Raw genomic sequence first — 26,528 nt, 5'->3', positions numbered from 1 at the left:
ATTCATTTATTTGTATGACTTACTACCGACTTAATAAATGAATGTAGACCTTAATATATAGCGTTAAAATTTCTATTTAATCGGAAAAGCTTTTAACGCTAATGCGGGATCTAAACGCATATTAAACCAATTAATACGCCAATCTAAATGAGGACCTGTAGTTCTGCCACTAGAGCCTACGGCCGCGACGACTTGTCCTTTTTCAACATCATCCCCTTTCTTAACGTAAGATTTACTTAAATGTAAGAAGCTAGAAGTAATGCCATGGCCGTGGTCAATGATCATTGTACCACCAGAATAAAACATATCTGGCACGAACATCACCACAGTGCCAGATGCAGGTGCTTTGACTGGATCGCCAGTATTGCCGGCGTAATCTAAGCCAAAGTGTGGGCGTTTAGGTATACTATTAAAAACACGTTGGCTTCCATATACACCCGTGATAACACCTTTTATAGGAGCAATAAAACCTGCTGAAAAATAATTTTTATCGCTTAAGGTTTGTCTCGCTGCTCTGACGTCAATACCATCTTTTTTAGATCGGGCTACAGACTTGGGGTGTGGATTCATTATTTTTTTAGCAATGCCTTCAATACGTTGAATATTATATTCACGCTTTGTTGGCGTTAAGGTTTTTTGCTCTCTTTTACCATCTGGCTGAGTGATCACTAATTGATGAGGCTTAACATCATCTCGCCCGAAACCAAAAACATAATCGCCTTGCGTTGATAAAGGCAGCACTTTGCCATCGAACGTAACGATATTATTAATCGCTGTTTTACCTATAACTAAAGCGCCCTGCTTTATTTCCCCTGAAAGCTTAATTTCAGCCATCAGGTTTTGGCTAAATAATATACTGACTAAACAAAAAGCCACAAGCTGAATTTTTTTTATATCGATAATACTAAGCATTGGCAATAGCGCCTTTGCCTACACCCTCATAGGCGACTACGGTTATGTCTTTATTATTATCAGCAACTAATTGTCTAGCAATAAAATCAGCTAATAGCTCAACCGTAGAATCACAATCTACAACATCTAATACTTTGCTTTCAACCGCAATATCAAAACGCCCCTGTGGCGCGGTATAAGAAAAATAATGGTGATCGGGAGTCAAATTGCTATAAGCAAATGCCGACAGTTCGATATGTTGTCTTTCAACTCGGTCGACTTCTGAAGCAATATAAATATCTTCCCAACGCAAACACCACGCCTTTTCTAATTGCGCAACACGCTCACCGTTTTGTAAGATATTAATTGTAGAGCGGTGACCATGAGCAATACGCTGACAATTGCCGTCATGTAATTTTAACCCATGCGTGTAATGATAATAATCACCACTGATATTCTCTGGTCGCAGTGTTAATTTCAGCCCTTGAACATTTTGTGGTAATTGCTCTAAAATAATCGCGGTTAAATGCTTAGTCACTGAAGCTATATCAATAGTATCAGTGGCTATTTTTGCAAAAGCACAATGTGGAGACTGTAAATAATAATTGGCACGTTCAGTGGTTAAGTCAACGTATTCATGTTCGTTATGATGTGAGGAATCTGTAACAGTGATACAGGCGTTTTTCATCGGTAATAGTAATTTATGATCAACAGCATCATCAATAATTGCTTTAATTTGTTTTTTAACAACAGCAAAATCAAGTACCATGCTCATTTCATTGAGTGCACCATTAAGTAGTACATCGACAATCCAACTCTCACCTACAATACCGCGTTGTGGACAGCAGTATGAAAAATCAATGACCGTTAAATCATTTACAAATAATTGCATTATTACTTCCTATTTAGAGCGCGTCTTTTACTTGCCAAGCGATGGTATCATTTGCGCGAATAGGCACAACAACATCTTGACCGAATGATAAAGTGGCAGGGACATGCCATTCAACTTTTTCTAAGGTTATTTTATCATCGTTCACGGGCAAATTATAAAAGGCTGGGCCGTGTAAACTTGCAAAACCTTCTAATTTGTCCAAAGCCCCTACTTCTTCAAATACCTCTGCGTAAAGTTCAATGGCAGCATGTGATGTATAACACCCAGCACAACCACAATCAGATTCTTTGGCATGTTGGGGATGAGGAGCAGAATCTGTGCCTAAGAAAAACTTAGCACTGCCACCAGTTGCAGCTTCAATTAATGCGTGTTGATGAATATTACGTTTCAAAATAGGTAAACAGAAGTAATGAGGACGCATCCCCCCCACTAACATATCATTACGGTTAAATAACAAGTGATGAACGGTTATGGTCGCCGCAACGTTGTCACTGGCTTGTTGCACAAATTCAACCGCATTTTTAGTGGTTATGTGTTCTAAAACAATTTTTAAATCACGATATTTAGCCACTAAAGGTTTTAATATCGTATCGATAAATACCGCTTCGCGATCAAATATATCAATATGATTGTCAGTGACTTCACCATGAACTAATAAAGGCATGCCCACTTCTTGCATTGCGGCTAAAACGTCAGCAATATTATCAACATTCGTCACACCCGAAGATGAATTGGTGGTTGCTCCAGCAGGATATAGCTTAGCAGCAAAAACAATACCCGTAGCTTTAGCGTCTTTTATTTCTTGAGGTGTTGTTTTATCTGTTAAGTACAACACCATTAAAGGTTGAAATTGTTTGCTTTTACTGGAGTTATTGGTGTTAGCGGCCAAAATTCGTTGATGATATTGCGTCGCTAGTTCAGCATTTGTTACGGGTGGCACTAAATTTGGCATAACAATAGCGCGCCCAAAATAACGGCTAGTGTCAGGCACTGTGGTCGTTAATGCTTCGCCATCGCGTAAATGTACATGCCAATCGTCTGGGCGAGTAATGGTTAATGTTGTCATTTTCATACCTATCAATTTATTTGCTAATTTAAAATTCTGTATTTTCAGATTGCTGCGATTCTTGTTCATTTTTATCAGCCGTTTGTAATAACGCTAATAATTGATCTTTTAAATTTGGTGGTACTTTGTAAATAGTAAGACTGTCATTCGCTGCATTATAAACGACATCTTCACCAAAATGGCTACGTTCAAAACTTAAGCTAATACCATTGCCATAACCGGAATATTTAGTCACTTTATTAACAACGGTTTGGTCATGCGGAAAAGAGGCTTCAAGTGGGTAAGATTGCTCTTGGCAAAATTGATGAAAATCTTGACTTGCCCCTTCTTGTTTAATCACTTGTCCTATTTCTTGAATCGAAACATCTTGTGCCGCGCTTTTCTGCTCTTTACAATAATTGAGCAATTCCTTACGGGTATTTTGTTTTTCTGTCGCATCAAGTTGATTAACCGAAACATAATCTTCAACGGCTTGTACTAATGTTTGTGTTTGTTCTTTTGAATTTAAACCTTCTTCACAGCCTAAAAAGTCTAAGAAAAAATCAGAAACAACGCGACCTGCTCGGCCTTTAATAAACGAAACGTACTTATTACCTTGTTCGTTATCTTTATAATCGAATAAATCAATGCGAGCTGCTAATTGCATACGCGCAGTATCGAGGTGTTTGTCAGCAGAGATATTTAATTCTCCATCGACAGAATAATGCTCTGAAACAGGAATAACCGTCGCGAGTAAGTAACGCCCACCCATATATTCATAGTGACAAACAACAAGATATCCAGTTTCTGCCAAATTATATTTTTCTAATTCATTTTTTAATAAATTTGCTGCTTGGCAACTAAAAGCATAAAAACTTTGTGCATCCGCTAAATAACTTTCCATAATATCAACAAAGCGAGCAGTATCTCCTGCAGCCGGCATTGACGAAAAGTGCCCGTAGGCCTTACTTGCTTTAGCGTTGTAGATTTTATGTAAGCCATCAACAAAGTTTTCAATCTTGCTGCTAAATTCGATGGATTCTGGCCCTAAACGCAGCACAACTTCACCGGTTTCTTCTTTTTTAGTTAAAAAATGTAGGGCAATGTTTGAAATAATTAAGCTCATAGTTAAAGGCCAGTTTTATATTGTTCAGGCATTTGATAAACTTGTATAAATCTATCAAGCAACCTATTAAGTATTTTAAGATGCCTATTGTATCCAAGTATTCCAACGAACGTGTAGAAAAAATTATCCAAAGCTTACATGATGTTTTAGTTAATGAGTCTGCAACCCCTGATCTAGCGCTGATGTGCTTAGGAAATACCTTAACAGAAATTATTAATAAAAATATTCCTGAAGCTAAAAGAGCTGAAATTGTAACCAATTTCACTAACGCTTTACGAAAATCAGTCCAATAATTACCTATTAATTTTAAAAATATAAACCTGATAAACTAAAATAATAAGAGAATGATAATTACCTATGGTTGCATTTGACTCAAAAACGTATAGCAAGCGTCTGTTACACCTAATTAGTTGGAGCCATTGGTTCACTTTTTTTAATATAATTGCTGCTATTGGACTATCGTCCTTTTATATTTTTAGTGAAGGCGGCCCAGAAACATTACTGGGCCAGTTTTATTTGGTCACTACCTGGTTTAGTCATATGGGTTTCTTAACCTTTATGACCTTCGTTTTAATACTGTTCCCGATCACCTTAATATTTCCACATACTCGGTTTATCAGAGCAACAGCTTCTGTCGTGTTCACCATACAATTATTGGTCTTGTTACTTGATGCTTATATCTATAATAGTTTAGGCTATCATTTAAATGCCTCTTCAAGTGCACAAATTTTTGACTTGATTACCACGCAAATACATCACAACAGTCGTATGTTTTGGTTTGCCAGTATCTTGTTAACACTGGTTATCTTTGCCTTTGAATTAACAATGAGTAATTACGCTTGGAAACATCTACGAGATTTACAAAAAGTTGTCTTTGCCAAATTTGTTGTTATTGGTTTAGTCAGTTCTTTTTTCTTTAGCCACCTTATACATATTTGGGCCGATGCTAATTTAGAATATGATATTTTAAGACAAGATACGGTTTTACCTTTATCTTATCCTGCAACGGCCAAAACATTGCTAACAAAATATGGCCTGTTTGACAGAGAAGCCTATATCGAGCGCACCACTAGCCCACTGGCATTTACCAATGAAATTCCACAATATCCGTTATTAAGTGACGAATGTTCAGCTGAATTACCCATACAACAATCAGTCTTTATGGTGGTTAACGATGAAATGTTGACCGATAAACAGATTAAGCAGTTTAAGCAAAGAAACACCCAAAACGAATTAACATTAGAACATCATATTGATAACGCGTTACCTAACAGCGCTTGGTTCAATCTGTTTTATAGCTTACCCAGTATTTACCAAGACGGACTCGTCAAGCAGAATGCGATTCCATTATTGTTTCAATTATTAGCAAGCAATAAACTTGCAACCACCTACACATTGATCCATGGTAAAGACAGTAAAAATGATGAAGGATCGCAACAATCATACGGTTTTGAACACTTGTTTAACGAGAAAAGCTCACTTAATAATATTTCAACGTTAGTCTTTGCTGAAAAGCTAAATAACATCTCTGACGGTTTACACTTGTTCTATTTTGCAGACAGTAATAGTTATCAGTTTGAATTATTTATGGATGCTTTGCTCTTAGCGCAAAAAGCAAAACAAATTAAAGATATTATCTGGATAACGTCGGTGGGTAATGCATCAAAAGCGACAAGTTTATCGATTAAACCTTCACTCCTTATTTTACCTGACAGTAAGAGTAAAACAGTTAGCCATTTAACCAGCCATATGGACATTCAACCAACATTGATGAATCGCTGGTTAAATTGCGATCTTAATGAACAAGCTTACAGTAATGGCAAAGACTTATTGAAATTAGCGAAAGACCGCATTATTGCTAACACGATGGACGATGGCATGATGGTCTTTAGTAAAGACAAATCAGTGTTTATTGATCAAAACGGTAACTTTCAAAGCTATTCACGTCAACTAGCTGCACCGATAATGGTTAACTCAGACTTCCCATTAATGATTGATGGGGTGAATTTTATTAAGCAATTTAGCCAACAGACGAATAAGTTGAGTAATAAATAATCGAACGCATTAATTTTCGTTACTTTATATTGCAATCACTGATTAAACCATTATTATACAAGCAGTAAATTTATTAACCCTCTTAAAGTTTACTGTTTCGGGGTATAGCGCAGCTTGGTAGCGCGTGCGTCTGGGGGACGTGAGGTCGCAAGTTCGAATCTTGCTACTCCGACCACATTTAGTAATATTAAAGCCCTGTTTACACAGGGCTTTTTTTTATTTCAGTTTGAGAAATATAATAACTTTTTAATTCCCACCTTTCAAAGCTATATTCATGCGTGAACTTAGTAAGCTGTTAGCTGCCCTACTTAAAATTCTTGTTAAGTTTTTAGTTTATAATTTGAGAAAAATAGTCATCAAGAGAAATAGAAGAATGTCTTGTTTCAGGGGTTTTTCCAAGATTTGAACCAGACTTTTGACCAAAATATAATCGTTCACTATCAATATAAATTAAAGTATAACGCGGAGGTGGATTGGTCTTATCTGAACTAAAAATAAAAGTCTCATTTAGGCCGTAAGCTTCAATGCTCTCTTCACTTATAATTTTATCTGTAATTTCAAGTCTTGAGATATCAGTAGTGTTAAACATCATTGAAGCACATGCTGTATCACTTGGTCGGAAAAATTCTGTTATATAAGTAGACTTCATCGAAGAATCTATACGTAACCTAATGTTGATGTACCATGAAACTGGTGAGCCGTCAGTGGACAATTTATCATAAGGAAAACATTCTTTTTTCCAAGATGTATACGATAAATTTGCTATAAGGTCTTGATTTGACTTTTCAGTAGTAACATCTCCTTCAGAACCACCACAAGAGAATAAAACCATTGACGCTAGAGCAATGGTAATCGATATATTTTTCATTTGTACTCCATATTCTGATAAACGCTAACGCCCTATTAAGTGGCGAAAAAGTAATGACTAAAATTGCGAAGCACGAAGCTAGGCACGGTCATTTGTCCTGGTTGAAATTATTATGTGTTAATTAGAAAAAAAGCACTTACAAAACATATTGTTGAGATTAGAATGCCAAAAAATGGGATTTTAAACCAGTAATCTTTTGCTATAATCAAATATGAAATTCCAATAATAGAAGGTAATACACCAAACCAACTATTATTAACAATAAATTGGATGTGTGAAAAACCTAAAGGAATGTAAATGGCGGCAAAAAGTATTGCGCCTATACTATGACTAGCGTTGAAACCAACCCAAGCACGCCAAACAGTTGTTTCTTTGGTTATTTTTGTTGTGGAGCTTTTCATTACGGCCATTACATCAGGGTTGTGCGGATGAAACTTGTCAGTAAATAAAGTATAAATTAAATGTACAAAACCCAGTAATCCGAATATTGCAGCACCTACGATGAATAATACTTGTGATAACACGCCTAACTCCTTTTAAATATATAACACCATATTAAGTGGAAAAATAATTGGCTAAAATGTGTGAGGAACGCAGCCCAGCCAACTACTTTTCTCCGTTTGAGTCACTTGCTAACATTTAGTTAAAAACACCAAGCTCATTACAAAATGTTAAACTGCATTGATGAGAGTGATAAGTAAAAAGCTACCGCAACACTTAGACACAAAACGTAACAGATAAGCAATAACATTTAACAATATAATTACAAAAAAAGAAAGCAAACACCACAAGAACGATTCAGAACTAGTGTTGCCTGCTTGAATCGCTCGTATAGATAATACATCCATCTTTTTTGTTCTTTTAAAAACAAGTTTAGGTCAAGTGAAGCCAAAGCTATAGCAGCAACTAAAGCCTTTTTATACAGTAGTTTGATTGAACAAAGACTCCTCTATTGAGAGACCCATAACAAGATTGAACACCGTATAAAACTCCAAGCACTAAACTCGGATAGTCAGCTGGGCCTTGAATCCGAAGAGTAAGACAGGTGTAGCTAATGATGAATAGCATCAATAATTAAAATGAAATTAATATTGGTGTTGATACAGGGAAAACTCCCTCGACATTGACCTACGCCCTTACACATTTATTTCGTTGTTCCTAATGATGAAAGCAGCCCTTAATCATGGCCTGTGCAAGAATGGTAAAGGTTTATAACGTAAACTAAGCAAAACTTAATGCATCGACATGACCATAATACACAAAATTAATAGTTAACGAAAATAACACTGACAAGCCAATATAAGATATGTCAGGTGCTTGCTCTTTAGACGTAACTCAATAAAAAACAATTATAATTATCAGATAATACGCCTGAATATACAGCAATGCTACCTAGACATAATCGCCCTATTCATTCTTACTTTGAAGATAAATGCCTACCTCTGATTAATATCAACTGTAAAAGCGTGATCAATAAAGACAAAAAATCATCTGTAAAAATATTCAATTGGCTTTAAAACACTCGGTAAGAACCTAGGCAAGCGGAAGTGAATAGAGTGTTTTCGTTGCTTGAAGTTACCGTATAAATCATCTGGTATTTAGTCAAGTCTGCAAAATGCCGCCTAATAGTTAGAAAGTGCTTCCTCTGTCATTAATAAGCTATACTTCAAAAAAAAGTAATAAAGTTCGGTTTGATTTTTAATAGAGTCAATGGAGAAGTCCACATAAAAGGGTAACCAGATGAAAGGAATTGTTTTAATTAAATTTAATGAATTTATTGTAGAACGTTGGGGAGAATTTTTTTGGGATGACTTGTTGACAGCAGCTAACTTACCGAGTGAAGGAGCATTCACTTCAACTATTATTTATGATAATCAAGAATTAATGATTCTCTTTAGATTAATAAAAAAGAAAAAAAATATTTCCATCAAAAGAATTCAACAGGCTTTTGGCCATTTTTTCTTTAGCGCTATTTACCCTCATATTCCAGCCAGCGCAAACACAGACAAGATAAAAGATGTTTTTGAATTCTTACATAAGGTACAAAACTTAATTCATAGTGAAGTTAAAAAATTCGAACCAGAGGCTTTATTACCAGAATTTATATTTATTGACGAGACACCTACGACATTAATTTTTCACTACAAATCAAATCGTCAACTGTGTTATTTTTGTGAGGGGTTAGTTCATGGCTTAGCTGAACATACTGGCCAAAGTGTCAACGTCTGTCAGATTGAATGTGAGCATGAAGGTCAACAACGTTGTTTAATAAAGGTTGAAAAATTATGAAAGACGCTTTGGAGTCCCTGAGAAAACAATTAGCTGTTTATGAACGTAAAGCACAAAGAGAGAGGAAGGCAAGATGTTTAGCTGAGCAGCAACTTGAAAATTACTCAAGAGAACTCTACGAGACCAATCAGTCTTTGCAAGCGTCTTTAGTTAACGCTAAAAAAAAACAGGCCGAACTAGAGTTTCTTGCTAAAGCATCTGATGATGTTATTTCCAAACTATCGATGACAGAGCTAATGTTAAATACGGTTGAGTTAACAGGCAATTTTTTCTCGGCAGAATATGGTTTTTTCCTCGTGACTAAATTGGGCTCAACCGTAGATTTTAATAATACTCAACTTTGGAATAAGGAGACTGGGTGGTCACTCAATCAAGAATTTCTCTTAGCATACATGGAGTATTTACCACTAGCTCAAGATGCCGTTTATCAGTCTTGGTCTGTGGTACCAATCCCCCTAAAAGAGAAAGGACAGTTAGCAGGATTTAACTGGCTCGTTTATTTTAATATTCAATTACACAATGAGCAAAAAGTGTGGATTACATTTTTGAGTCGTGCCGAATATTTAGACAAAGAATCGTTATTTGTCTTAGATACTGCCAAAGGACACTTACTCAGTAGTATTAGGCGCAGATTAAATGATGTTCAAATGATTGAAAATAAAAGTAAATTAAATGATAGTGTTACAAGTTTAGAAAGGGCTAAAGGCCAATTAATGCAGTATGAAAAAATGGCATTACTTGGTCAACTTTCAGCGGGGGTGGCCCATGAAATTAACAACCCTATTGCTTTCATTCGCTCCAATATGGAAATATTACTTGATGACTTAAAAGTATACAATGCACTATACCGGGATATTAAGCATCACCTGTCTGAGCATCATTCATTAAATCTGGAGTCTTTTGAACAATTCATCAGCGAAGCTGATATTGATTACATTGCCACTGATGCCTTTAGTTTACTGCGATCAAATATTGATGGCATTGATAGAGTAAGAGACATAGTTGATAGCCTAAAAACCTTTTCACATAGCGGAAAGACCGCATTTTGTGAAATGTCTATTGTTGGCTGCATTGAAGGTGCTCTCAAAGTTTCTTCTCTAAGGTACAACCATAACATTGAAAATGAACTAACCGATTACCTGCCCTTTATCATGGGTAATAAGGGGCAACTGCAGCAAGTATTTGTTAATCTTTTTGTCAATGCGTCTTATGCAATGGATAATGATGGCGTCTTAAGTATAACGGGCAGGGAAACTGATGATTCGTTGATTATTAGGGTCTCTGATACAGGGAGTGGCATGGACAAAAAAATTCTCAAACAGCTTTTTACACCGTTCTTTACGACCAAACCTGTGGGAGAAGGAACTGGATTGGGCTTATCTGTTTCTTTTGCAATTATTGAGGCCCATGATGCAACAATAACCGTCAAGTCTATTGAAGGTGTAGGAACAACTTTTGAAATATCTTTTATAAAAATGTCAGTCAAATAAAAATCCCACCTTTTTATTAATGGCAATTTATCTCAGATAAAATAAAAAATGGTCGGCGTTTGACCAACTTTCTATAGTTAATCAATATTTTTGCTTCATATCAAACGTACTATCGAGGGGATTAAATTTACTAACTAACTATTTTGTTGTTCGCGTATCTTATATAATTGACATTTATTCACCGTCAACACGAACCTCATTATTAGTTGGTTTCATGTTGACTAGCATTTAAAATTATTTTCGCCTTATTCCACTTGAAAAAAATGGCTTATGTATTCTGTATTATCTAATTCAATAATGACTTTATTGTTCTCACTTTGTATGTTCAGCTCAAGCAAAACCCTTTTGACTGAACTTGAGAGCTCTAACGTTTGGTAAACACGCCCATATTCATCTGAGCGCACAACACCTATTAGCGATTTTTGTTCGAGTCGTTGATCATACAGGTCTAAAACCTCTTCCGGTATATTCGAAATAAGCGCAATTGCCCCAGCAACAGGGTTCCCATTTATGTCAACTACTGATATATCTACGGTCATCAGTTTAAACGTATCAAAACGAAACTCAGGTTCAACATATAGCTCTTTTGAACGACCCGCATTTGTATCAAGTTTTCCAGCCATTGGCTGATGATCCTGTCGTGTATTTTCATTGGCGTCAGCAGGTAAAAATAAAGCCAAAAACAGTATAATCAATACAAGTCCAATGGTAGTTGGCCTTAAAACATACCTTTTATTTAACAATAAATTATTCATTTTCTTTATCCTTTTATGGGTTAATTATTGTGGGAACATAAAAGTGGCTTGTACGATTACTGGTTTTATACCACGCCGTTGCCAAACCTCCTGAACTTTCAACCCACTCTTCATAATCGGGATAAGCCCACAACACATCGATATATTCACGGGGGTAAGCCCAGTTATCACTGATTTTTAAACCCCAGGGTAAATTATTCGTAGATCTAAAGTATCGTTCTTGACTAACATCAGAAGTGTCGTCGGCGGTTCCAAAACGAGCAAAGTTAAACCAGTCTGTTGGCGCATAGCCCGGCATATGAATTTCCAGGGTACGATCATTTGAACGATAGATAAAAAAATCGATTACAGAATGATTCAAAGACAGTAAACCATTGGTAAACCTTAGGTCAAAAGTAAATTCGACAGGGGCAAATTCAGCACAGTTTTTGTTCGTATTAAACAACGAACATTGGCCAGTTTCACCCGTATCAGTAAAGACTTTACTATTACCCCATAAAGAGATAACTGCATCTGACTGATTTGACTCTGTTTTTTTATCATAAGTGATATTATTTATCTGAAAGTTGGCATATTCAACTTGCGACGCTGGAATGTCGACTAACCTGAGCGCAAATCCATTAGCGTTTGATCCGCCACGAGCGGATATAAAACCCTGAATAATGAAACCACTGACGAGACCTGAAGCATCATAAGTTGTCTGAAAGCGCTCTTTGACAACCAAATCGTTAAAGTCGTAATCGCCAAGTTTTGGCCAATTATCCTCATAAGCAAGGGTCACAAACTCCGTTTGACTGGGGAAATATGTACTGTATGCACGTCGATAATCTTCTGGAAATTCATCCAAGGAGTCAATTAAACCATCTGCATCACTATCGTTAACGTCAGGCACCTTGGTAAGGGATTCGTTATGTATCGCGGTTCCTGGGCTTGTTTTAATGCTAAATACCGCATCATTAAAATCATTATCTCCCCATGTTCCCGGTAAATCTTCAAAACCCAAAATCACTTCGCCCACCTCTTCATCATAAAGTAGCACCGTATGTTGACGTAAAGTAGGATCCTCTTCTGGATTAAGATATTGTAATGAGTAGTAGTAAGGGATTTCTTCTGTTCTTACGCCAGTATAATAATCAAAGCCATTAGCCGCAATCAAAAATCCTATGCTGGTACCCGCAGGAAAAGTGCCCAAACTTAATCGATGGCCACTGGCCATATGAGGAAACGATAAATTTGGGAAAATAATAGTTTCCATTACTTCGGCGCTGGATTGTGGCGGATTGTCCCGATCAAAAGTGAAAAAACCAAAGGCATTTTTATAGTCCGTTCCTTCGTGAACAAAAGTAACAAATACTTCACCTTCCTCATCTAGATCGACTATTGACCCACAATCATCAGTTAAAAAAGCTTCATTTAACTCACTTTCTGGCAGTGCATTATTGATACGAGCAAAGAAGTCCGTGGTGTATTCACTGGCACTCCACAATAAATTATCTGGCTTACCAATATTTTGATTATATCCAATAGGCCAAGGTTGTCCAGACAGAAATTGCCAAACATAATCGCCATTTTCTTGCTCTGTGGCTAAGGTAGAATAACTCAGTAGTATTAATATACTGATAAAACTAAAGCTGAATTGTTTTTTCATAATATTGCTTCCTGATCCTGTAACTAATCTTAAGTGGTCCATCGAGATGGTGGTTGTATCCGGATTACCAAGAATACAATGCTAACATCAAGCCAAGTTTTACATCCCCCTATAAAGCAACTGCTCAGGTGCTTTATAGCTTGTCATAAAGAAAAAATATTGATATTTTTTGCAATTTGCATCGCAAAAAAAGATATTTTATCAATTCGCAGAGAGAAAGCGCCAATTTCAACCTGGTATTATATGGATTGGTTCTTGCTAATAGTTATTACCTGATTGTTAATCAAAATAATAGGCAACGAATATGCAAAATAAAACATTGATCTTTAGTATTGCCCTAAACGGTTATCAGTGGTTGTACCGTGATTGTATAAGTTCACAGCGAGCATATGCAAAGCATTATGGCTATGAGTATAGGGTGATCTGTCGTCCTTATTTCACTTCTATGGGTGTCGAATGTTGTTGGTTAAAGTTAACCGTAATGCTTGAAGCGTTAAAGGCAGGATATAACACGGTATTATTTGTCGATGCTGATGCTTATATTAAGACAAGTGCATATCAACTTGAATCACTACTTCGGCCAAATAAATATTTATACCTTGCTAAGAGCTATAGCGGACGTTTTAACTCTGGTGTGATCTTGGTTAAAAATCATTATAAAATACAACAATGGTTAGTAGACGTTATCTCGGCTAGACACCTCTCAGTATTACCTGAACATGATGTTGGCTGGGGGGAAAATGGACATATTATTGAGCACACCCAAAATTGTCAATTTGTCTGTACACTTAATAGACGTTGGAACAACACCTACGATATACATTTATCTGATTATATAAGACATTTTAGTTTTGGCCCCCTACGTCAAAATTTTTTTCTTAATCTTAGCCACAAACTGCTTGGACGAGGTACCAGAATACTCACTATATTACAGGAATATGCCCAGACATTGTATCTGCTAAATGACCATCAAGATCCCTTAATAAAACTGACCAAATCTGCACTGCATACTACCGATTTTTTTTCTAAAACTGATGATACCTGATTATTTATTTAAGATTTTTCATTTTAATAATATTTTCAAGTTGCATATCCAAAACGATAATTAAAATTATAAAATCATCCTCACAAATAAATAAACAATAAAAACAATGACTTATTATTATAAAAGTTGGCATGATTTAAGCTGCACTACTTATGATAAATTGATAAGGACAACCACCGGTTCTACTTAACCCTAATATTTCTAGTTTGCGGAGAAAAAAATGTCATCTAAATTTATACAAATAATGTTCAAGCCGAAGAATATAGAAATAAAGCAATCACAAGATAAGCTCTATAAGGGATGTGAATTTAACCGAGTCATTAGTACGTGTTTATTAGTACTATGTTTACCGATTATTGTTGTAAATACCGTGCTGGCACTTTTGCAAAAAAAATCAGTACTGCAACAAGTACGACATCAGGATTGTTTAAACCGAGTAGTCGACTATTATCATTTTAGTTCAGGTGTGATGAAAAATATAGCGGCATTAGGGGCGGTAGTTAGCAAACGTATTAGTTTATGTGGTATGCCAATAAATATCGAGCTGACCAGCAAAGATAAAGCCGCGTTGTCTCACTATAGACACATTCAAGCAGGTTTCTTTGATGCAATAACAGTGCATCAATCTGGTGGGTTGCATACTGTTGATAAAGTCGTTTTACTTGAAAAACAATTTTCAGGGACACGAACCAGTTACCTTTTACTGATATGTAGAGGGGTAATAAGTCAATTAATTTTTAGCAGGGAGAGTTCACACTTACATTGCCCTGAAAAATTTTCCCTTTTTGGGCTAAAAATTAATAACGATTACATGGCGGAGGCAATAAACTGGGTAATGACTAAACCCTTGGAGCCTACAATCAAACAAAGATGTAAAGTCAGTTTTTTTGTCAATGTAAATTCGGTTAACCTAGCGCATAAATCCCCAAAATTCAAAGTTCATATTAATCAAGCAGACCGTTGTTTTGCTGATGGTTTAGGCATGCGTATTGCTGCTAAAAAAATTGGAATACAGCTTAAAGATAATGTCAACGGCACTGATATGTTGCCACGGTTATGCAAGGCGGCTATTGCAAATAATGTATCAATTTATTTACTGGGTGGAAAACCTAATGTTGCCGAAACTACAGCCAAAAATCTTTGCGGGCAATATCCAGGGCTGCAAATTGCTGGCAGCGAACATGGTTATTTCGAGGCAAGCAGTTCTCTTAAAGTGATTGATAAAATCAATGGATCCAATGCAGACATTTTGCTCGTTGCAATGGGCTCTCCTGCGCAAGAAAAATGGCTCATTCAACATAAAAATCTCATTAATTGTCGGACGGCTCTGGCGGTTGGTGGTTTATTTGATTTTTACTCTGGAAAGATATCTCGTGCGCCACTATGGATGAGAGAGCTTGGCATGGAATGGGTATGGCGCCTTATTCAAGAGCCTAAAGTAAAGTTCACTCGTTACATTATAGGTAACCCTTTATTTTTAATTCGTACTTTTATACTTAATCAAGCAAGCTAAGGATATTAATGATGAATATTGACAATATATTTTATCTAGAGACGCCAGCGGAGCAAGACATTGCAACTAATTTCGACTTGCCTAGACAGGAGCAGACTTTGGGTAAACATCGTGGAATACCTTTGTTTATTCAAAGGTTAATAGCGCTAGTGGCATTAATCCTGTTGACGCCGATTTTACTCATTACCACCGTCATTATTTGTTTAGAAAGTAAGGGGAGCTTTTTATACAGTCAAGATCGTATCGGTAAATATGGTCGGCATTTCAGAATGTACAAATTTCGTTCAATGTATCTTAAAAGTGATCCAAACTACCAAGAACCTGATCCAAGTCAAAGTGATCGTGACGGTGTCTGTAAGAAGTACAAAAAGGACCCACGTATTACCACTATGGGCTGGTTCATCCGAAAATTTTCCATTGATGAACTACCACAGTTTTACAATATTATCATCGGTGATATGGTTTTAATCGGCCCTCGCCCTGCATTGTCAAATGAAGTCGATGAATATTCATACCTTGCCTTAGGCCGCCTTAATGGCTTACCAGGACTGTCTGGCTTATGGCAAGTATCTGGGCGAGCAGACACCAATTTTAAAACCCAAGTTAATCTCGATAAGAGTTACTTGTGGCAACAAAGTACCTTATTGGATATCAAGATCATACTGGCTACGATCCCCGTTGTCTTAAAAGCTCAAGGGGCTTATTAATTAATCGATAAAGAATTTACCAATAAAATAACCTACAAATAAGCGATATCAACATCGCTTATTCTACCCGATATCGCTATGAATTCACACTTTCCATATAATACTACAACCCAATAAAAATATTTCATTGGGTTTGTTGTTGCTCTAAACAATCATATTAAGAGCTTCTTAGCAGAACATCATCCCTTTTACTGTGTTTCGCAAATTAAAAACCATCCTTATAACGCCTCCCAAAATGCAAAAACAATTTGCAAGTAAAAGTAAAAGCCAAAAAAAACATATACTTATGTTTTTTTATTGTTGGCTTACTTAGTGCAATAAATATTTATCTGTAAGGATCCGTCCCAGTACCAATAAAGGGAATATTTCATGAAAAATATTTGGTTTAACTTAAACACCCTATTAAAGGCGATGTTAGTCGGTGCTTTATTAGGTGTCACTACCTTAAGTGGGTGTGCCAACAATGATAGCTTACAAGAAATAAGTAATCACTCTTCAGGCTTTTATGGCTCAATCAATGATCATGGAGAGCTATTCACTCAGCAAAGTATCCCAACCAAGGCTTTTGAAAGTCAATTAAATTGTACTGATAAAGATCAGTTTGCTGCACCACTGAATTACCGGGTAGACAAACCGATATTATCATCATCACCAAGCCAGACCCCCTTGCCTGCTAATATTAATCCCTCTCGTAATGCCTTACCTCTTAGCCCCGGAGATATGTTAGAAATTATGATGGAATATGGAGAAGGATTTAATGGTATCTATGTATTGGATAATTTTGGACTATTAACTCTACCAATACTCAATGCAATAGATGCATCTGGCATGTCGCCTAAGTACCTGTCTGAGCAGATCGAATTAGCACTCATTAAAGCTCATATTTTTCGCTCAGCGACTGCAACTGTAAACGTTAAAGTTCTCCACTTGGCGGCCATAGAAATTCCTGTAACAGGTGCTGTTTTCCAACCGGGAAGAGTCTTAATTAACGATAAAAGTGCAACAGAAAGAATGGACCAAAGAGTAAATGCTAGTGGTGATTACAGCAACAAAAGATTACTTTCAGAAGCGCTCCGAGCGGCATCAGGGATTCGACCTGATGCAAAACTAGACCAGATTATACTGATACGCCAAGGCTGGCAAATTGAAGTTGATTTAACCGGAATATTAACTGGTTTACCCGTAAAGGACTATCCCTTGATTGCAGGCGATCAAGTGATAGTACCTAGTACTGGATGTTTTCAATCTCACCTAGTGCGCCCCAGTCAAATAACCCCAAAGGGTTTTCGTGTGTTTATGTCTAACTTAATTGATTCTGCGCTAAGTAACTCCAGTGCAAACGTCACGAGTTATTCCACCAATCTGCCCTATGGAACTAAATTGCTCCAAGCTGCAGTCTCAGCAAATTGTGTTGGTGGAAAAGAATGGACTAATGCCTCACGTAAAGTCATGTTGGCGAGTATCAATCCAATGACAAATCAAACTCAGGTAATTGAGCGTTCGATAGAACAATTGGTCCGAGAAGCCAATCGTGATGAAATTAATCCTTACGTTATGCCTAATGATGCCATTGCTTGTTACGACTCTAGTGTAACCAATTTGCGTGATGTCGCACGAACTGTTTTAGATGTAATAACTCCATTTACCTTGTTATTTTAGGACGCTTTATGATGCAATATCCAATAGCCATTTTAACCCCTAGCAGCAGTTTTAGAGCTACAATTTATCGTTTTTTCAAGTGGCCTTATTTAACATTTACCTTAGGAGGTTATGTATTAATTATGCTCATCGTCTTTTTATATTTGGGCAAAGCGCCTGTTTATAAAAGTGAATTAGAATTAGTTTTACCAGGCACTGGCACCTCTTCCAGTGTCTCTATCGACAATGTTGGTCAGGTGGTATCAACTACCAGCGCACCTTTTTCGGGTGGTGGATATAACCCAAGAGTAAATTACAAAGAAATGCTATTAAGCCGCGGCGTATTAGCATTGGCTCGTGAAAAAATGTTTTTGTCGGAAATTGGCTATGGACTACCAAAGGTAAAGTTAACCGCCCAAACCTCCATTCTAGCTGTTAGCATCATAGGTATCAGTGCTAAACAAGCGAATGCAAAAGCTTGGGCGCTTTATCAAAGTTTACAAGAAGAATTAAATCGTCTGCGTGCCGATGAAATCAAACGTCGAGATGAGAGTACTCAGGGAGTGCTTGATGATTATCGGGTGAGGCTAAACGAGGCGCGCGCTAATATTTTACAGTTCCAAGAGGGCTCTTTTTTAGTCTCCCAAGATCAGTTCATGTTACTGGTGACCAGTTTACAAAGTATTAAAGAAAAACAGCTCTACCTAAAAGCCCAAGCCGCTAATCTTGGTGATTACAGTTATGGCTTGAGCGAAAGCTTAGGTGTATCGTCCACTTTAGCTGGTAAGGCTTTGTTATTGCAATCAGATGTTGAGTTTAGAGGTTTACTTAAAGAGCTTGATACCAGTACATCTCAACTTTTAGAGTATCAATCTCGCTGGGGAATCGGTCACCCCAAAGTGATTGCTGAACAACAGCGTTACGATGGGGCACGCGAAGCCTTGCTGCACAGAAGTAACGAATTAGCTGGTCCACATGCCGCAAATCTCTTCGCTCACTCTGATCTTGAAGTCAATCCAAAACGTGCCCAAATGTTTGCTGATTTAATTGAGGCTAAAGCTCGTCAACAAGGTACTCAGGCGGAAATAAATGACTTACAGCGCTCTGAATTGCAACTCAGTGATCAGTTAAAAATATTTGCCCGAGAGTCTGCAGTGCTAGATCAATTGCAGCGAAGATTTGATCTGGCTGAAGCTATTTTCACCTCTGCTGCAGCGAGATTAGAAGCAGGTAAAGCGGATGTTTTTGCTTCATATCCTGTCTTACAACTACTAACAGAACCGTCACTACCGACTAAAATAGACAGTCCCATTCCTGAGCTTGGAGTGGCTGCAGGTATAGTGGGTTTCATTTTCCTTACCTCAGGAGTAACAGTTTTATGGAATCGCAGGCGCATTATCAGGATACTTTTGAAAAGAAGCTAATAGTTGGGGCTTTGCTATTTACCTACCCAATATACGCTATTGGTGGTCTTTATATCACGGGCTCAGTTTTGGGTTGGACAGTGTTAGCTTTGGTTGCACTGAGGGCTTTTATTGAAGGTGAAAATTCTTTTACTGGTATTCCAGTACTAGTTTGGCTATGGATCATTGGGATGTTAGTGATGCTAATAAGTCTTTGGGTCGCACATGAACAATGGTCTTTAGGTAGCACTCAAACGATCAAAAGCACCGTTGGATGGACAAAAGGCTGGGCACTTTTGGGTTTGTTTCCAATGCTGGGGGCAATAGTCAAGCTTAAACCTGAAGTCTTAATAAGAGCGGTGTGCATCGTTGCCAAACATAGCGCTATATTTGGTGTTGTAACATGGTTACTTTACATGACTGGATTGCCAGGGAAATTATTTATCTCCCCCCTGCAAATTTTGGGCGGTTCAGGGGAGAATTTTTTTATGGTCAGTCTTTACCAAACCAATCCAGAGGTAGCTGCTGGACGTTGGCAATTTTTTGCACCTTGGGCTACTGCTGCCGGATTACTTAGCTGCCTTTTTGTTATTTTTTGTTTACAAGAAAAAGATAAAAACTACCGTAATTGGGGACTTACCGGCTGTATAGTGATGGCTTTATTGTCACAATCTCGTGCAGGCTGGGCTATTTTCATCGTAATTGTCCCAACATATATGCTTGCCAGCCAAGTTAACAAACCTTGGCTACTGATCGCTTTTGGACTGCTGTTGCCCATTATTTTACTCTTAGGTGAACCCTTATATGAATCAGTAATTAATATCTATCAACAAGTTAAAGAAGCACGCCCCGCATCCACTCGTGTGCGTGCTGCGCTTGAAAACCTTGCTATTCAGCGTTGGCGTGATGAAGCACCTATTTGGGGACATGGCATCGTTGAGTCAGGTCCAAAAATTGTTGAGTTTATGCCTATTGGTTCACATCACAGCTGGTATGGCTTACTCTTCGTTAAAGGACTTGTTGGTTTTTTTGCATTGGCCATCCCAATGATCTTGAGTACGTTATATCTATTGATTTTTGCCCATAGCAGCATTCAGGCTCGCTCGGCACTTTGTATGCTGTTGATTATTATCAGCTACAGTTTTTTTGAAAATCTTGAAATTTTGGCCTATTTATATTGGCCAGCGCTATTTTGGATCGGCATGGTACTTAAAAATCTTCAAGGCAGAGGTCAACATGTTTAAAAAATTCAATGCCTACCTCATGGGCTATTATGGGATGAATAATACCGGTGACGACGTTTTACTTTATACAAGCCGCTGGGCAATACATCATCTATTGGGATATCAAAGACACTTAGTGAGCAGCACTAGTAGCATTAGCTGTCCAGAATTTGGTGATATTTTGGCTTTTCCTTCGGCTAAATTTCGTGGTCACCATCGTCTGTTGCATTATAGAAATGCGTTGCTAAGTGAAAATATAATCTTTGGGGGGGGCTCGGTTTTACATAGTGAAAAGGACATCCAATTTAAACGACACCTAATTACATTAACCAACGGTAAATCAAGTCGTTGTGTTGGTGTAGGTATTGAGGCATTCGAATCTATTAAGGCAGAAAAAGCTTGTGCTAAATTTTTATCTGAATGTGGTTTTATTGGTGTACGAGATGCCAACAGTTTAGAAATAGCCAAGGCTATTGCACCAATGGCTAATGTAAAACTAACCTTTGATCTTGCGCCATTACTGTTATGTCATCAGTCCAATCGTCTCGTGGCAATAGAACGAAAAGGAGTGATGTTCAATTTTTGTCAACAGGCCGTAGACGCCTTCGGCCACACCAATGTTGATAATGAACATCGCCGCATCAAAACAGCCATTGAGGCTATTGAAAAAATCTGGCAGCAGACTCATGAAGATGTTTATCTCTTAGATTTCAATGGACATCCTGTTTTTGGTGACTTTCATGTACATCAGCAAATAATCCTTGGTTTACCCGACTATATCCCCGTGGTCCATATTCCCTATGATCCAAACCCATTTCGCGTATTACAGCGAATGGCTCGGTTTAAAGCAACCGTCTCGATGAGACTACACGCGGCGATAATGTCTTACTTGGCGAATACTCCCTCTATATCGATAATTTATCATACAAAGTGTAAGAGTTGGTGTGAGCAGGTTGGGGTTCCTGAGCAATATCAATTTGACGCGGTAGAACTTTGTCCTAAAACCTTGACTGACACCTTAACAAAAGGCCTTAGTATCGGTTTCTCTTTGCCGACGATGAAGACCGATGAGGCTATTAAAGCGACATTATTAAATTGGAGATAATGGTATGAATACAACAAAGTTTTCAGTAGTAGTCCCCTTATTCAATAAGGCTAAAAGTGTTTGCCAAACCCTTAAGTCCATCAGTCAACAACGCTTTCTAGCGGCAGAAATTATTATTGTTGATGATGGCTCAACTGATGGTAGTGCAGAAAAAGTTTTAGCCCTTCACCTTCCGCAGGTTAGGTTAGTCAAACAAAAAAATCTAGGGGTATCTGCTGCCCGAAATTATGGCGTTTCTCTAGCGAAATATGAACATATCGCCTTTATCGACGCCGATGATCAATGGTCACCGTTTTTTTTATTGGAAATGAGTAAATTGATTGAACGTTTCCCCGGCCACGAATTCTTTGCAAGTAATTACCAAAAAGTTGGTAAGCATGGTATTTTTATCGATCCCAACCTTGCTATAGGTCACATTCCTCCTCAAGGATGTGTGCTTAACAATTATTTTTCCATTGCCGGACATGGCGATCTGCCGTTTATGGCATCTAGCACGGTCATAACACGCCGTTTATTTAAGCAAGTTGGCGGGTTCCCTCTTGGTGAAACTATGGGAGAAGATCAAGCATTATTTTCCCAAATCGCTATAAGGGCAAGCATTGTTTACTCACCCTTAGTCCTATTAAAATATCACATAGACAGTGAAAATAGAGCCTGTGACAGACACCTGCCTAATGACTTATTGCCTTTTGCCAAGCGACTAGTCGACTGGGTAGAGAATAAGTCTACTGATGCTCGTTTGAATAAAGCTATTTTAACTTATTGTGCAGCGCATACCTGTCAGTTAGTTAAGTTAAATCTAGCGGCCGGAAACCTAGTAATAGCAAAGCAATTATTGAAATATCCATGCTGTAAGTTTAAACCTTTTCATCACTTTGGCTTTTATGTCTGGCTAATAGTGAAACTTATTTCATCTCCAAGAGCTTATTTTACTCAGCTTAAAGAGTAATCCATTCATATGAACAGACATCAGTACAAGGCAATATTATGAAATTAAATGCTATTTGTATCATCAAAAATGAAGTCGATATCATTATAGAAACGCTCAATAATGCTTTGCGCTTTTGTGACAATATCTATGTCTTTGACAATGGCTCAACCGATGGCAGTTGGGAGCTCATCTGTGGGAAAGCGGCAAAAGATCCTAGAGTTGTCATCGCCGCTCATAGCGATGAAATCTACCGAAATCAATTAAGGAATAGGATCTATAATATGTTTCATTCGCGCTTTTTGGCATCTGATTGGTGGTACATCTTGGATGCTGATGAAATGCTAACAGACGATCCCCGTCCAATGTTAATTAAGGCAATGCAGGGTAAAAAAAATCAAATGCGCGTATGGCAAGCGCAGTTTTACTTCACTGATAATGACTTAGCGGCATACCAGAAAGAAGATAAAACGCTGTTGGTCTCACAGCGGCGGCGTTATTATCGCATAAATTGGCGAGAACCACGCTTTTTCAAAAATTCGCCAGAGAAAAGTTGGCCTGAAGATATGAGTGGTAAGGTGCCGCCGTTTTGTCGTAAATTATATCATCCATCGCCTATTTGTCGCCATTACGCTCAACGCACGCCAGAACAGATAAAAATGCGCAGAGAAATTCGTCTAAATAACCCTTTTAGTTTTTTACATATTAAAAACAAATCTGATGATGACTGGCTAAAAAAATCAGCTGAGTGTTTTTATCATAATGACAATAAAAAAATGGTCTTTCCACTGATGGACAGATTAAGTTTTTACGCAAGTCAAACCAGATACTGGTTGATCTGGCGCGCCAAGAATGTGTTATCACTAAAAGATAAGCTCATTGCCAAGTTTTTTGGTCCGATATAGCGGTCGTCAGCCCTAACAGAGCCTTTGTTAAAGCAACTCGGGTAAATCTTTAAGAGCAGTTTCTCTGCAGTTTAACTATGGCATACTGTTCTTGACTTTTGAGTAACTGATAGACAAGCTTAAACGATTAAAAAACTCATTGTTACTGAGTATTTCAATCATTTTTAATGAAACTATTTTAACTTAATAATATTTTTATATGTCATTAAACCATCCCCACAAGCCCATTGAAACACCTTCCAGTAAATCGATACCCAAAGCTGATTTGAGCAGATATAAGATAACTAAACCCGATGCTGAGCTTAATAAGACAAACACGCTAAATATAACGAATAATGCCGCTAGCGCTAATGATTTTTCTCGCCGGTTAAGCGAACGGAGATTGAGCCCCATTAACAACACATAATATATGCGGTATTCAGTAAAAAAAATAGGGATTGTTCCTCTTACATCAACTTTATGTTTACGATACTTGGCGGTTCCTATCGCCACTTTAATATGTTCGAGTTCGCTATCACTAAATTTGGCTGCAGACATCTGAGGTAGGCGACTCAGGAAATTCATGATGTCGGGATCTTGTCTAATTGCTTTTTTATTATTCAAAAAAAACTCCTTTGTTGTAAGTAGTTAACGGATACTATGGCCACAATACTTAACATAATTGATAACTATATTCTCCAACATACGATGACACGACAGGGGTAAGATTGATATTAATGCGAAGCCAAACGTTGCAAAGGTCCGGATTGGTTCTTCAACTATGATTCTAGGATCAGTAATTAGCGCTTTGTGGATTAACTTAAGTGCACTCCAGCTATTGCCGGAACGAATAGCCCTTCGAGCAAGGTAACGAAGTTGATAGGCCCTAGCCAAAGCCAGATAACGTTGAAAAAATTCTTCATGGCCGACAATATTTTTTTTCACAGCTAAGCACCAATTCGCGTATTGCTTTGTTACATTGGCCGATAGTCCGCTATTGTTTATTCGATAATAGGTCAGAGGGACATCAATACCTTCAAACCTCCACCTTTCATGTAATGCGATCCTGAGCCAGAGTTCAATATCTTCAGATTGACTTAACTCTTCATCAAATACACAGAGATGACCCGTTTTTGGACACTCAAAAGTCATTTCGCGAAGTAGTCGATGACGGATCACCGGCGCAGAGCCATTACCAACAGGATTACGGCAGAAGATATCTTTACAGGTGATCTTTTTTAGCTTGGGGAATTGGCCTATACCCATTAGTCCCCCTTGTTCATTGACAAATAAAGAAGGGCAATAACTTACACCTACATTGGGATGACTATTCAAATGATTAACATGATAGGCTAGTTTTTCACTTGCCCAAAAGTCATCAGCATCAAGCAAAGCAACATAGAGTCCTCTAGCGGCAAGAATGCCGCTATTACGCGCACCTGACAAACCTCTATTGACTTGTTGAATAAGCTTAATACGTGGATCAGTAAATTGCCTAAGTTTATCTAGTGTGCTGTCTGTACTGCCATCGTTAACACAGATCACTTCAAAGTTTTGAAACGTTTGAGCTAATACAGATTCAATACACTGTTGAATATGATCTTCAACGTTATACATAGGAATAACCACTGTTACTATCGGTAACGATTGTTTATTCATTAGTTTTACTCCTTATTGACAGTGATTTAAATGAGGTAATATTCTGGCTAATGGTTGGCCTAAAAAGTAGAGCCAATAGCCAAGTTGTACTACTTGCCAATACAACTAAAGCGAAAACTTCTGGCGTCTTTGTTTGGAAAATCAGTAAACCCAGTGTACTGGCAAGTAAGCAAAACAAACGCACGTATAATTCACATTGATAGGCTCCCTGTGATCGTAATATATTGCAATGAGTGTCAATGTAAAGTCCAGATAATGCCGCTAAACATAACAATGAAATAACAAGGTATTGCTGTTGCCATTGTTGGTCAAACAGCAACGGTACGTAAAAAGGTACGGCGACGGCTTGCAACAAAAATAACAATGCAACGGCAGTAGTAACCAGATAGATCCAACGGATATATTGTGATAATTGACCTTGTCTGTGTTTATCACAAAGGTAGGGGTAAAGTGCTGAATTAAATGCATTATTAAGCGACTGACTTAAGCCAACGCCAGCACTTTTTGCGAAGCTATACAGCCCAAACATTTCTGGACTTAATAAACGAGCACCAATTAGCATGTCAAGTTGCATGCGTAATGCCCTTGCTAATTCGGTTAACAGTAATTGACCAGAGGTGCGGCAAAGCAGCAAAAATGTACTAAGCTGAAAGCCAATACCAAAGTGTTTCACCGGAGCGAAATAAAATAGGCATACCCATAGGAGTCCAAACACCCATTTTCCATAGACAATGGACATAATGCCAAAATCAAAGATGGTAAATATAGTAATGGTTAGGTTTTCAGCCAGAATACAGCTGGCATTTCGTACACTATAGAAACGCATATTACTTGCACGGTGAATTAAAAATACTTTAATACTGACCAACGGATACAGTAGATAAACACTGGCCATCGCTACGAGTAATTGAGTCACCTCGGGATTATTATAAAAATTTCCAACAGGTTTAGCTAAAGTCGTCTGAATTCCAGCTAACGACAGACACACTAACCATTGTAATATCGCGCCATTTTTAGCATATTGCTTGAGTTTATCTTCAGAGCACTGGATGATTTGTGCGCCAGCACCTGAGCGTAATATCAGCCTAAGAACTTCATGGCAGGCTAATGCGAGCATGACGGTACCATATTCAATAGCTGATAAATGAGCGGCTAAAGCTAAGATCACGAGTATCCTAGAAATTTTAGCAGCAGCCTCTGTCAGTAATAACCAAGTGGTGTTATCGAGTAAACGTCTATTTTCAACTTGCATTAATTCAAATTTCACAACGCTTACCTGATCAAGAGAATTATAATAAATAACTCAAGAATCGTTCCAAGTATACAGAAAATCAACTAATTGAATTTTAAGGGGTATTTTTTTA

24 protein-coding genes and 1 tRNA gene are annotated in these 26,528 nt (G+C 37.7%); 14 read left to right on the top strand and 11 right to left on the bottom strand.

Annotation, left to right across the window (positions count from 1 at the left end):
• Nucleotides 1-72: 72 nt before the first annotated feature.
• Genes H4J52_RS14385 through yejK form a run of 4 tightly spaced genes read right to left on the bottom strand, consistent with a single transcriptional unit; the run spans nucleotide 73 to nucleotide 3,954 of the window.
• Nucleotides 73-912 carry a M23 family metallopeptidase gene (locus H4J52_RS14385; RefSeq protein ID WP_182224991.1) on the bottom strand — a complete coding sequence of 280 codons (840 nt, stop codon included), beginning with the start codon at nucleotides 910-912 and terminating at the stop codon, nucleotides 73-75.
• Nucleotides 905-1,783: a 6-carboxytetrahydropterin synthase gene (locus tag H4J52_RS14380; protein WP_182179374.1), complete on the bottom strand. Its 879-nt coding sequence runs from the start codon at nucleotides 1,781-1,783 to the stop codon at nucleotides 905-907. Before H4J52_RS14380 ends, H4J52_RS14385 begins: the two co-directional genes overlap by 8 nt.
• Nucleotides 1,784-1,796: 13 nt before the next feature.
• Nucleotides 1,797-2,849 (bottom strand): dihydroorotase, encoded by a 1,053-nt coding sequence (gene pyrC, locus H4J52_RS14375; protein WP_182224989.1) that lies wholly within the window; start codon nucleotides 2,847-2,849, stop codon nucleotides 1,797-1,799.
• A gap of 28 nt (nucleotides 2,850-2,877) precedes the next feature.
• Entirely contained in the window at nucleotides 2,878-3,954 is a 1,077-nt protein-coding gene (gene yejK / locus H4J52_RS14370) for a nucleoid-associated protein YejK (protein ID WP_182223872.1), read from the bottom strand.
• Nucleotides 3,955-4,034: 80 nt separating this feature from the next.
• On the opposite strand from yejK, the gene H4J52_RS14365 reads away from it, so the two are divergent.
• The 3 genes from H4J52_RS14365 to H4J52_RS14355 all read left to right on the top strand — a co-directional run bounded on the left by H4J52_RS14365 (nucleotide 4,035) and on the right by H4J52_RS14355 (nucleotide 6,184).
• Nucleotides 4,035-4,247, top strand: a complete 213-nt coding sequence (locus tag H4J52_RS14365) for a DUF1414 domain-containing protein (protein ID WP_182179368.1) — start codon at nucleotides 4,035-4,037, stop codon at nucleotides 4,245-4,247.
• A 64-nt stretch (nucleotides 4,248-4,311) separates the two neighbouring features.
• The gene (locus tag H4J52_RS14360; protein ID WP_182224987.1) at nucleotides 4,312-6,009 is read left to right on the top strand and encodes a DUF3413 domain-containing protein; all 1,698 of its coding nucleotides are present in this window, start codon (nucleotides 4,312-4,314) and stop codon (nucleotides 6,007-6,009) included.
• A gap of 98 nt (nucleotides 6,010-6,107) precedes the next feature.
• A tRNA-Pro gene (locus tag H4J52_RS14355) sits at nucleotides 6,108-6,184 on the top strand.
• Nucleotides 6,185-6,337: 153 nt separating this feature from the next.
• Here the strand turns inward: H4J52_RS14355 and H4J52_RS14350 are convergent.
• Both H4J52_RS14350 and H4J52_RS14345 read right to left on the bottom strand, forming a co-directional pair.
• Complete coding sequence (locus H4J52_RS14350) at nucleotides 6,338-6,877, bottom strand: hypothetical protein (protein WP_182179364.1); 540 nt, start codon at nucleotides 6,875-6,877, stop codon at nucleotides 6,338-6,340.
• A 110-nt stretch (nucleotides 6,878-6,987) separates the two neighbouring features.
• Nucleotides 6,988-7,401: an LIC_13387 family protein gene (locus tag H4J52_RS14345; protein WP_182179362.1), complete on the bottom strand. Its 414-nt coding sequence runs from the start codon at nucleotides 7,399-7,401 to the stop codon at nucleotides 6,988-6,990.
• 1,216 nt (nucleotides 7,402-8,617) lie between these two features.
• Here H4J52_RS14345 and H4J52_RS14340 point away from each other — a divergent pair.
• Nucleotides 8,618-9,166 (top strand): heme NO-binding domain-containing protein, encoded by a 549-nt coding sequence (locus H4J52_RS14340; protein ID WP_182224985.1) that lies wholly within the window; start codon nucleotides 8,618-8,620, stop codon nucleotides 9,164-9,166.
• Entirely contained in the window at nucleotides 9,163-10,656 is a 1,494-nt protein-coding gene (locus H4J52_RS14335) for a sensor histidine kinase (RefSeq protein ID WP_182224983.1), read from the top strand. The genes H4J52_RS14340 and H4J52_RS14335 overlap by 4 nt, the downstream gene beginning before the upstream one ends.
• A gap of 245 nt (nucleotides 10,657-10,901) precedes the next feature.
• Here H4J52_RS14335 and H4J52_RS14330 read toward each other — a convergent pair whose 3' ends face one another.
• Complete coding sequence (locus H4J52_RS14330; RefSeq protein ID WP_182179358.1) at nucleotides 10,902-11,411, bottom strand: hypothetical protein; 510 nt, start codon at nucleotides 11,409-11,411, stop codon at nucleotides 10,902-10,904.
• Nucleotides 11,412-11,424: 13 nt separating this feature from the next.
• Entirely contained in the window at nucleotides 11,425-13,059 is a 1,635-nt protein-coding gene (locus tag H4J52_RS14325) for an LruC domain-containing protein (RefSeq protein ID WP_182179357.1), read from the bottom strand.
• Nucleotides 13,060-13,363: 304 nt separating this feature from the next.
• On the opposite strand from H4J52_RS14325, the gene H4J52_RS14320 reads away from it, so the two are divergent.
• The 9 genes from H4J52_RS14320 (at nucleotide 13,364) to H4J52_RS14280 (ending at nucleotide 23,526) form a co-directional block, all read left to right on the top strand.
• Complete coding sequence (locus H4J52_RS14320) at nucleotides 13,364-14,104, top strand: hypothetical protein (protein ID WP_182179356.1); 741 nt, start codon at nucleotides 13,364-13,366, stop codon at nucleotides 14,102-14,104.
• 220 nt (nucleotides 14,105-14,324) lie between these two features.
• The gene (locus tag H4J52_RS14315; RefSeq protein ID WP_259366658.1) at nucleotides 14,325-15,617 is read left to right on the top strand and encodes a WecB/TagA/CpsF family glycosyltransferase; all 1,293 of its coding nucleotides are present in this window, start codon (nucleotides 14,325-14,327) and stop codon (nucleotides 15,615-15,617) included.
• 8 nt (nucleotides 15,618-15,625) lie between these two features.
• On the top strand, nucleotides 15,626-16,324 hold the full coding sequence (locus H4J52_RS14310; RefSeq protein WP_259366659.1) for a sugar transferase: 699 nt from the start codon (nucleotides 15,626-15,628) through the stop codon (nucleotides 16,322-16,324).
• Nucleotides 16,325-16,693: 369 nt separating this feature from the next.
• Nucleotides 16,694-17,983 (top strand): polysaccharide biosynthesis/export family protein, encoded by a 1,290-nt coding sequence (locus H4J52_RS14305; protein WP_259366660.1) that lies wholly within the window; start codon nucleotides 16,694-16,696, stop codon nucleotides 17,981-17,983.
• A gap of 8 nt (nucleotides 17,984-17,991) precedes the next feature.
• The gene (locus H4J52_RS14300; protein ID WP_259366661.1) at nucleotides 17,992-19,386 is read left to right on the top strand and encodes a hypothetical protein; all 1,395 of its coding nucleotides are present in this window, start codon (nucleotides 17,992-17,994) and stop codon (nucleotides 19,384-19,386) included.
• On the top strand, nucleotides 19,341-20,609 hold the full coding sequence (locus tag H4J52_RS14295; protein ID WP_182223870.1) for an O-antigen ligase family protein: 1,269 nt from the start codon (nucleotides 19,341-19,343) through the stop codon (nucleotides 20,607-20,609). The genes H4J52_RS14300 and H4J52_RS14295 overlap by 46 nt, the downstream gene beginning before the upstream one ends.
• Entirely contained in the window at nucleotides 20,602-21,693 is a 1,092-nt protein-coding gene (locus tag H4J52_RS14290) for a polysaccharide pyruvyl transferase family protein (protein WP_182223869.1), read from the top strand. The genes H4J52_RS14295 and H4J52_RS14290 overlap by 8 nt, the downstream gene beginning before the upstream one ends.
• A gap of 4 nt (nucleotides 21,694-21,697) precedes the next feature.
• On the top strand, nucleotides 21,698-22,642 hold the full coding sequence (locus H4J52_RS14285; RefSeq protein WP_182179351.1) for a glycosyltransferase family 2 protein: 945 nt from the start codon (nucleotides 21,698-21,700) through the stop codon (nucleotides 22,640-22,642).
• 38 nt (nucleotides 22,643-22,680) lie between these two features.
• Nucleotides 22,681-23,526 (top strand): glycosyltransferase family 2 protein, encoded by an 846-nt coding sequence (locus tag H4J52_RS14280; RefSeq protein WP_182179349.1) that lies wholly within the window; start codon nucleotides 22,681-22,683, stop codon nucleotides 23,524-23,526.
• Nucleotides 23,527-23,721: 195 nt separating this feature from the next.
• On the opposite strand, the gene H4J52_RS14275 is transcribed toward H4J52_RS14280, so the two are convergent.
• Genes H4J52_RS14275 through H4J52_RS14265 form a run of 3 tightly spaced genes read right to left on the bottom strand, consistent with a single transcriptional unit; the run spans nucleotide 23,722 to nucleotide 26,431 of the window.
• Nucleotides 23,722-24,129 (bottom strand): hypothetical protein, encoded by a 408-nt coding sequence (locus H4J52_RS14275; protein WP_259366662.1) that lies wholly within the window; start codon nucleotides 24,127-24,129, stop codon nucleotides 23,722-23,724.
• Nucleotides 24,130-24,153: 24 nt separating this feature from the next.
• The gene (locus H4J52_RS14270) at nucleotides 24,154-25,164 is read right to left on the bottom strand and encodes a glycosyltransferase family A protein (protein ID WP_182179347.1); all 1,011 of its coding nucleotides are present in this window, start codon (nucleotides 25,162-25,164) and stop codon (nucleotides 24,154-24,156) included.
• Nucleotides 25,157-26,431, bottom strand: a complete 1,275-nt coding sequence (locus H4J52_RS14265) for an oligosaccharide flippase family protein (protein WP_310649643.1) — start codon at nucleotides 26,429-26,431, stop codon at nucleotides 25,157-25,159. The genes H4J52_RS14270 and H4J52_RS14265 overlap by 8 nt, the downstream gene beginning before the upstream one ends.
• Between the last annotated feature and the right edge of the window lie 97 nt (nucleotides 26,432-26,528).

Source organism: Colwellia sp. MB02u-14, assembly GCF_014076915.1.
In the GTDB taxonomy this organism is placed as follows: Bacteria; Pseudomonadota; Gammaproteobacteria; order Enterobacterales; family Alteromonadaceae; genus Colwellia_A.
This window is presented reverse-complemented; position numbering and strand designations above follow the sequence as displayed.

Bases quoted from the DNA above. Each gene is read 5' to 3' on its own strand.
- H4J52_RS14320 (WP_182179356.1), top strand. From the start codon at position 13,364: ATGCAAAATAAAACATTGATCTTTAGTATTGCCCTAAACGGTTATCAG.
- H4J52_RS14360 (WP_182224987.1), top strand. From the start codon at position 4,312: ATGGTTGCATTTGACTCAAAAACGTATAGCAAGCGTCTGTTACACCTA.
- H4J52_RS14295 (WP_182223870.1), top strand. From the start codon at position 19,341: ATGGAATCGCAGGCGCATTATCAGGATACTTTTGAAAAGAAGCTAATA.
- H4J52_RS14335 (WP_182224983.1), top strand. From the start codon at position 9,163: ATGAAAGACGCTTTGGAGTCCCTGAGAAAACAATTAGCTGTTTATGAA.
- H4J52_RS14305 (WP_259366660.1), top strand. From the start codon at position 16,694: ATGAAAAATATTTGGTTTAACTTAAACACCCTATTAAAGGCGATGTTA.
- H4J52_RS14315 (WP_259366658.1), top strand. From the start codon at position 14,325: ATGTCATCTAAATTTATACAAATAATGTTCAAGCCGAAGAATATAGAA.
- H4J52_RS14330 (WP_182179358.1), bottom strand. From the start codon at position 11,411: ATGAATAATTTATTGTTAAATAAAAGGTATGTTTTAAGGCCAACTACC.
- H4J52_RS14300 (WP_259366661.1), top strand. From the start codon at position 17,992: ATGATGCAATATCCAATAGCCATTTTAACCCCTAGCAGCAGTTTTAGA.
- H4J52_RS14290 (WP_182223869.1), top strand. From the start codon at position 20,602: ATGTTTAAAAAATTCAATGCCTACCTCATGGGCTATTATGGGATGAAT.
- H4J52_RS14285 (WP_182179351.1), top strand. From the start codon at position 21,698: ATGAATACAACAAAGTTTTCAGTAGTAGTCCCCTTATTCAATAAGGCT.
- yejK (WP_182223872.1), bottom strand. From the start codon at position 3,954: ATGAGCTTAATTATTTCAAACATTGCCCTACATTTTTTAACTAAAAAA.
- H4J52_RS14380 (WP_182179374.1), bottom strand. From the start codon at position 1,783: ATGCAATTATTTGTAAATGATTTAACGGTCATTGATTTTTCATACTGC.
- H4J52_RS14350 (WP_182179364.1), bottom strand. From the start codon at position 6,877: ATGAAAAATATATCGATTACCATTGCTCTAGCGTCAATGGTTTTATTC.
- H4J52_RS14280 (WP_182179349.1), top strand. From the start codon at position 22,681: ATGAAATTAAATGCTATTTGTATCATCAAAAATGAAGTCGATATCATT.
- H4J52_RS14270 (WP_182179347.1), bottom strand. From the start codon at position 25,164: ATGAATAAACAATCGTTACCGATAGTAACAGTGGTTATTCCTATGTAT.
- pyrC (WP_182224989.1), bottom strand. From the start codon at position 2,849: ATGACAACATTAACCATTACTCGCCCAGACGATTGGCATGTACATTTA.
- H4J52_RS14385 (WP_182224991.1), bottom strand. From the start codon at position 912: ATGCTTAGTATTATCGATATAAAAAAAATTCAGCTTGTGGCTTTTTGT.
- H4J52_RS14325 (WP_182179357.1), bottom strand. From the start codon at position 13,059: ATGAAAAAACAATTCAGCTTTAGTTTTATCAGTATATTAATACTACTG.
- H4J52_RS14365 (WP_182179368.1), top strand. From the start codon at position 4,035: ATGCCTATTGTATCCAAGTATTCCAACGAACGTGTAGAAAAAATTATC.
- H4J52_RS14340 (WP_182224985.1), top strand. From the start codon at position 8,618: ATGAAAGGAATTGTTTTAATTAAATTTAATGAATTTATTGTAGAACGT.
- H4J52_RS14310 (WP_259366659.1), top strand. From the start codon at position 15,626: ATGATGAATATTGACAATATATTTTATCTAGAGACGCCAGCGGAGCAA.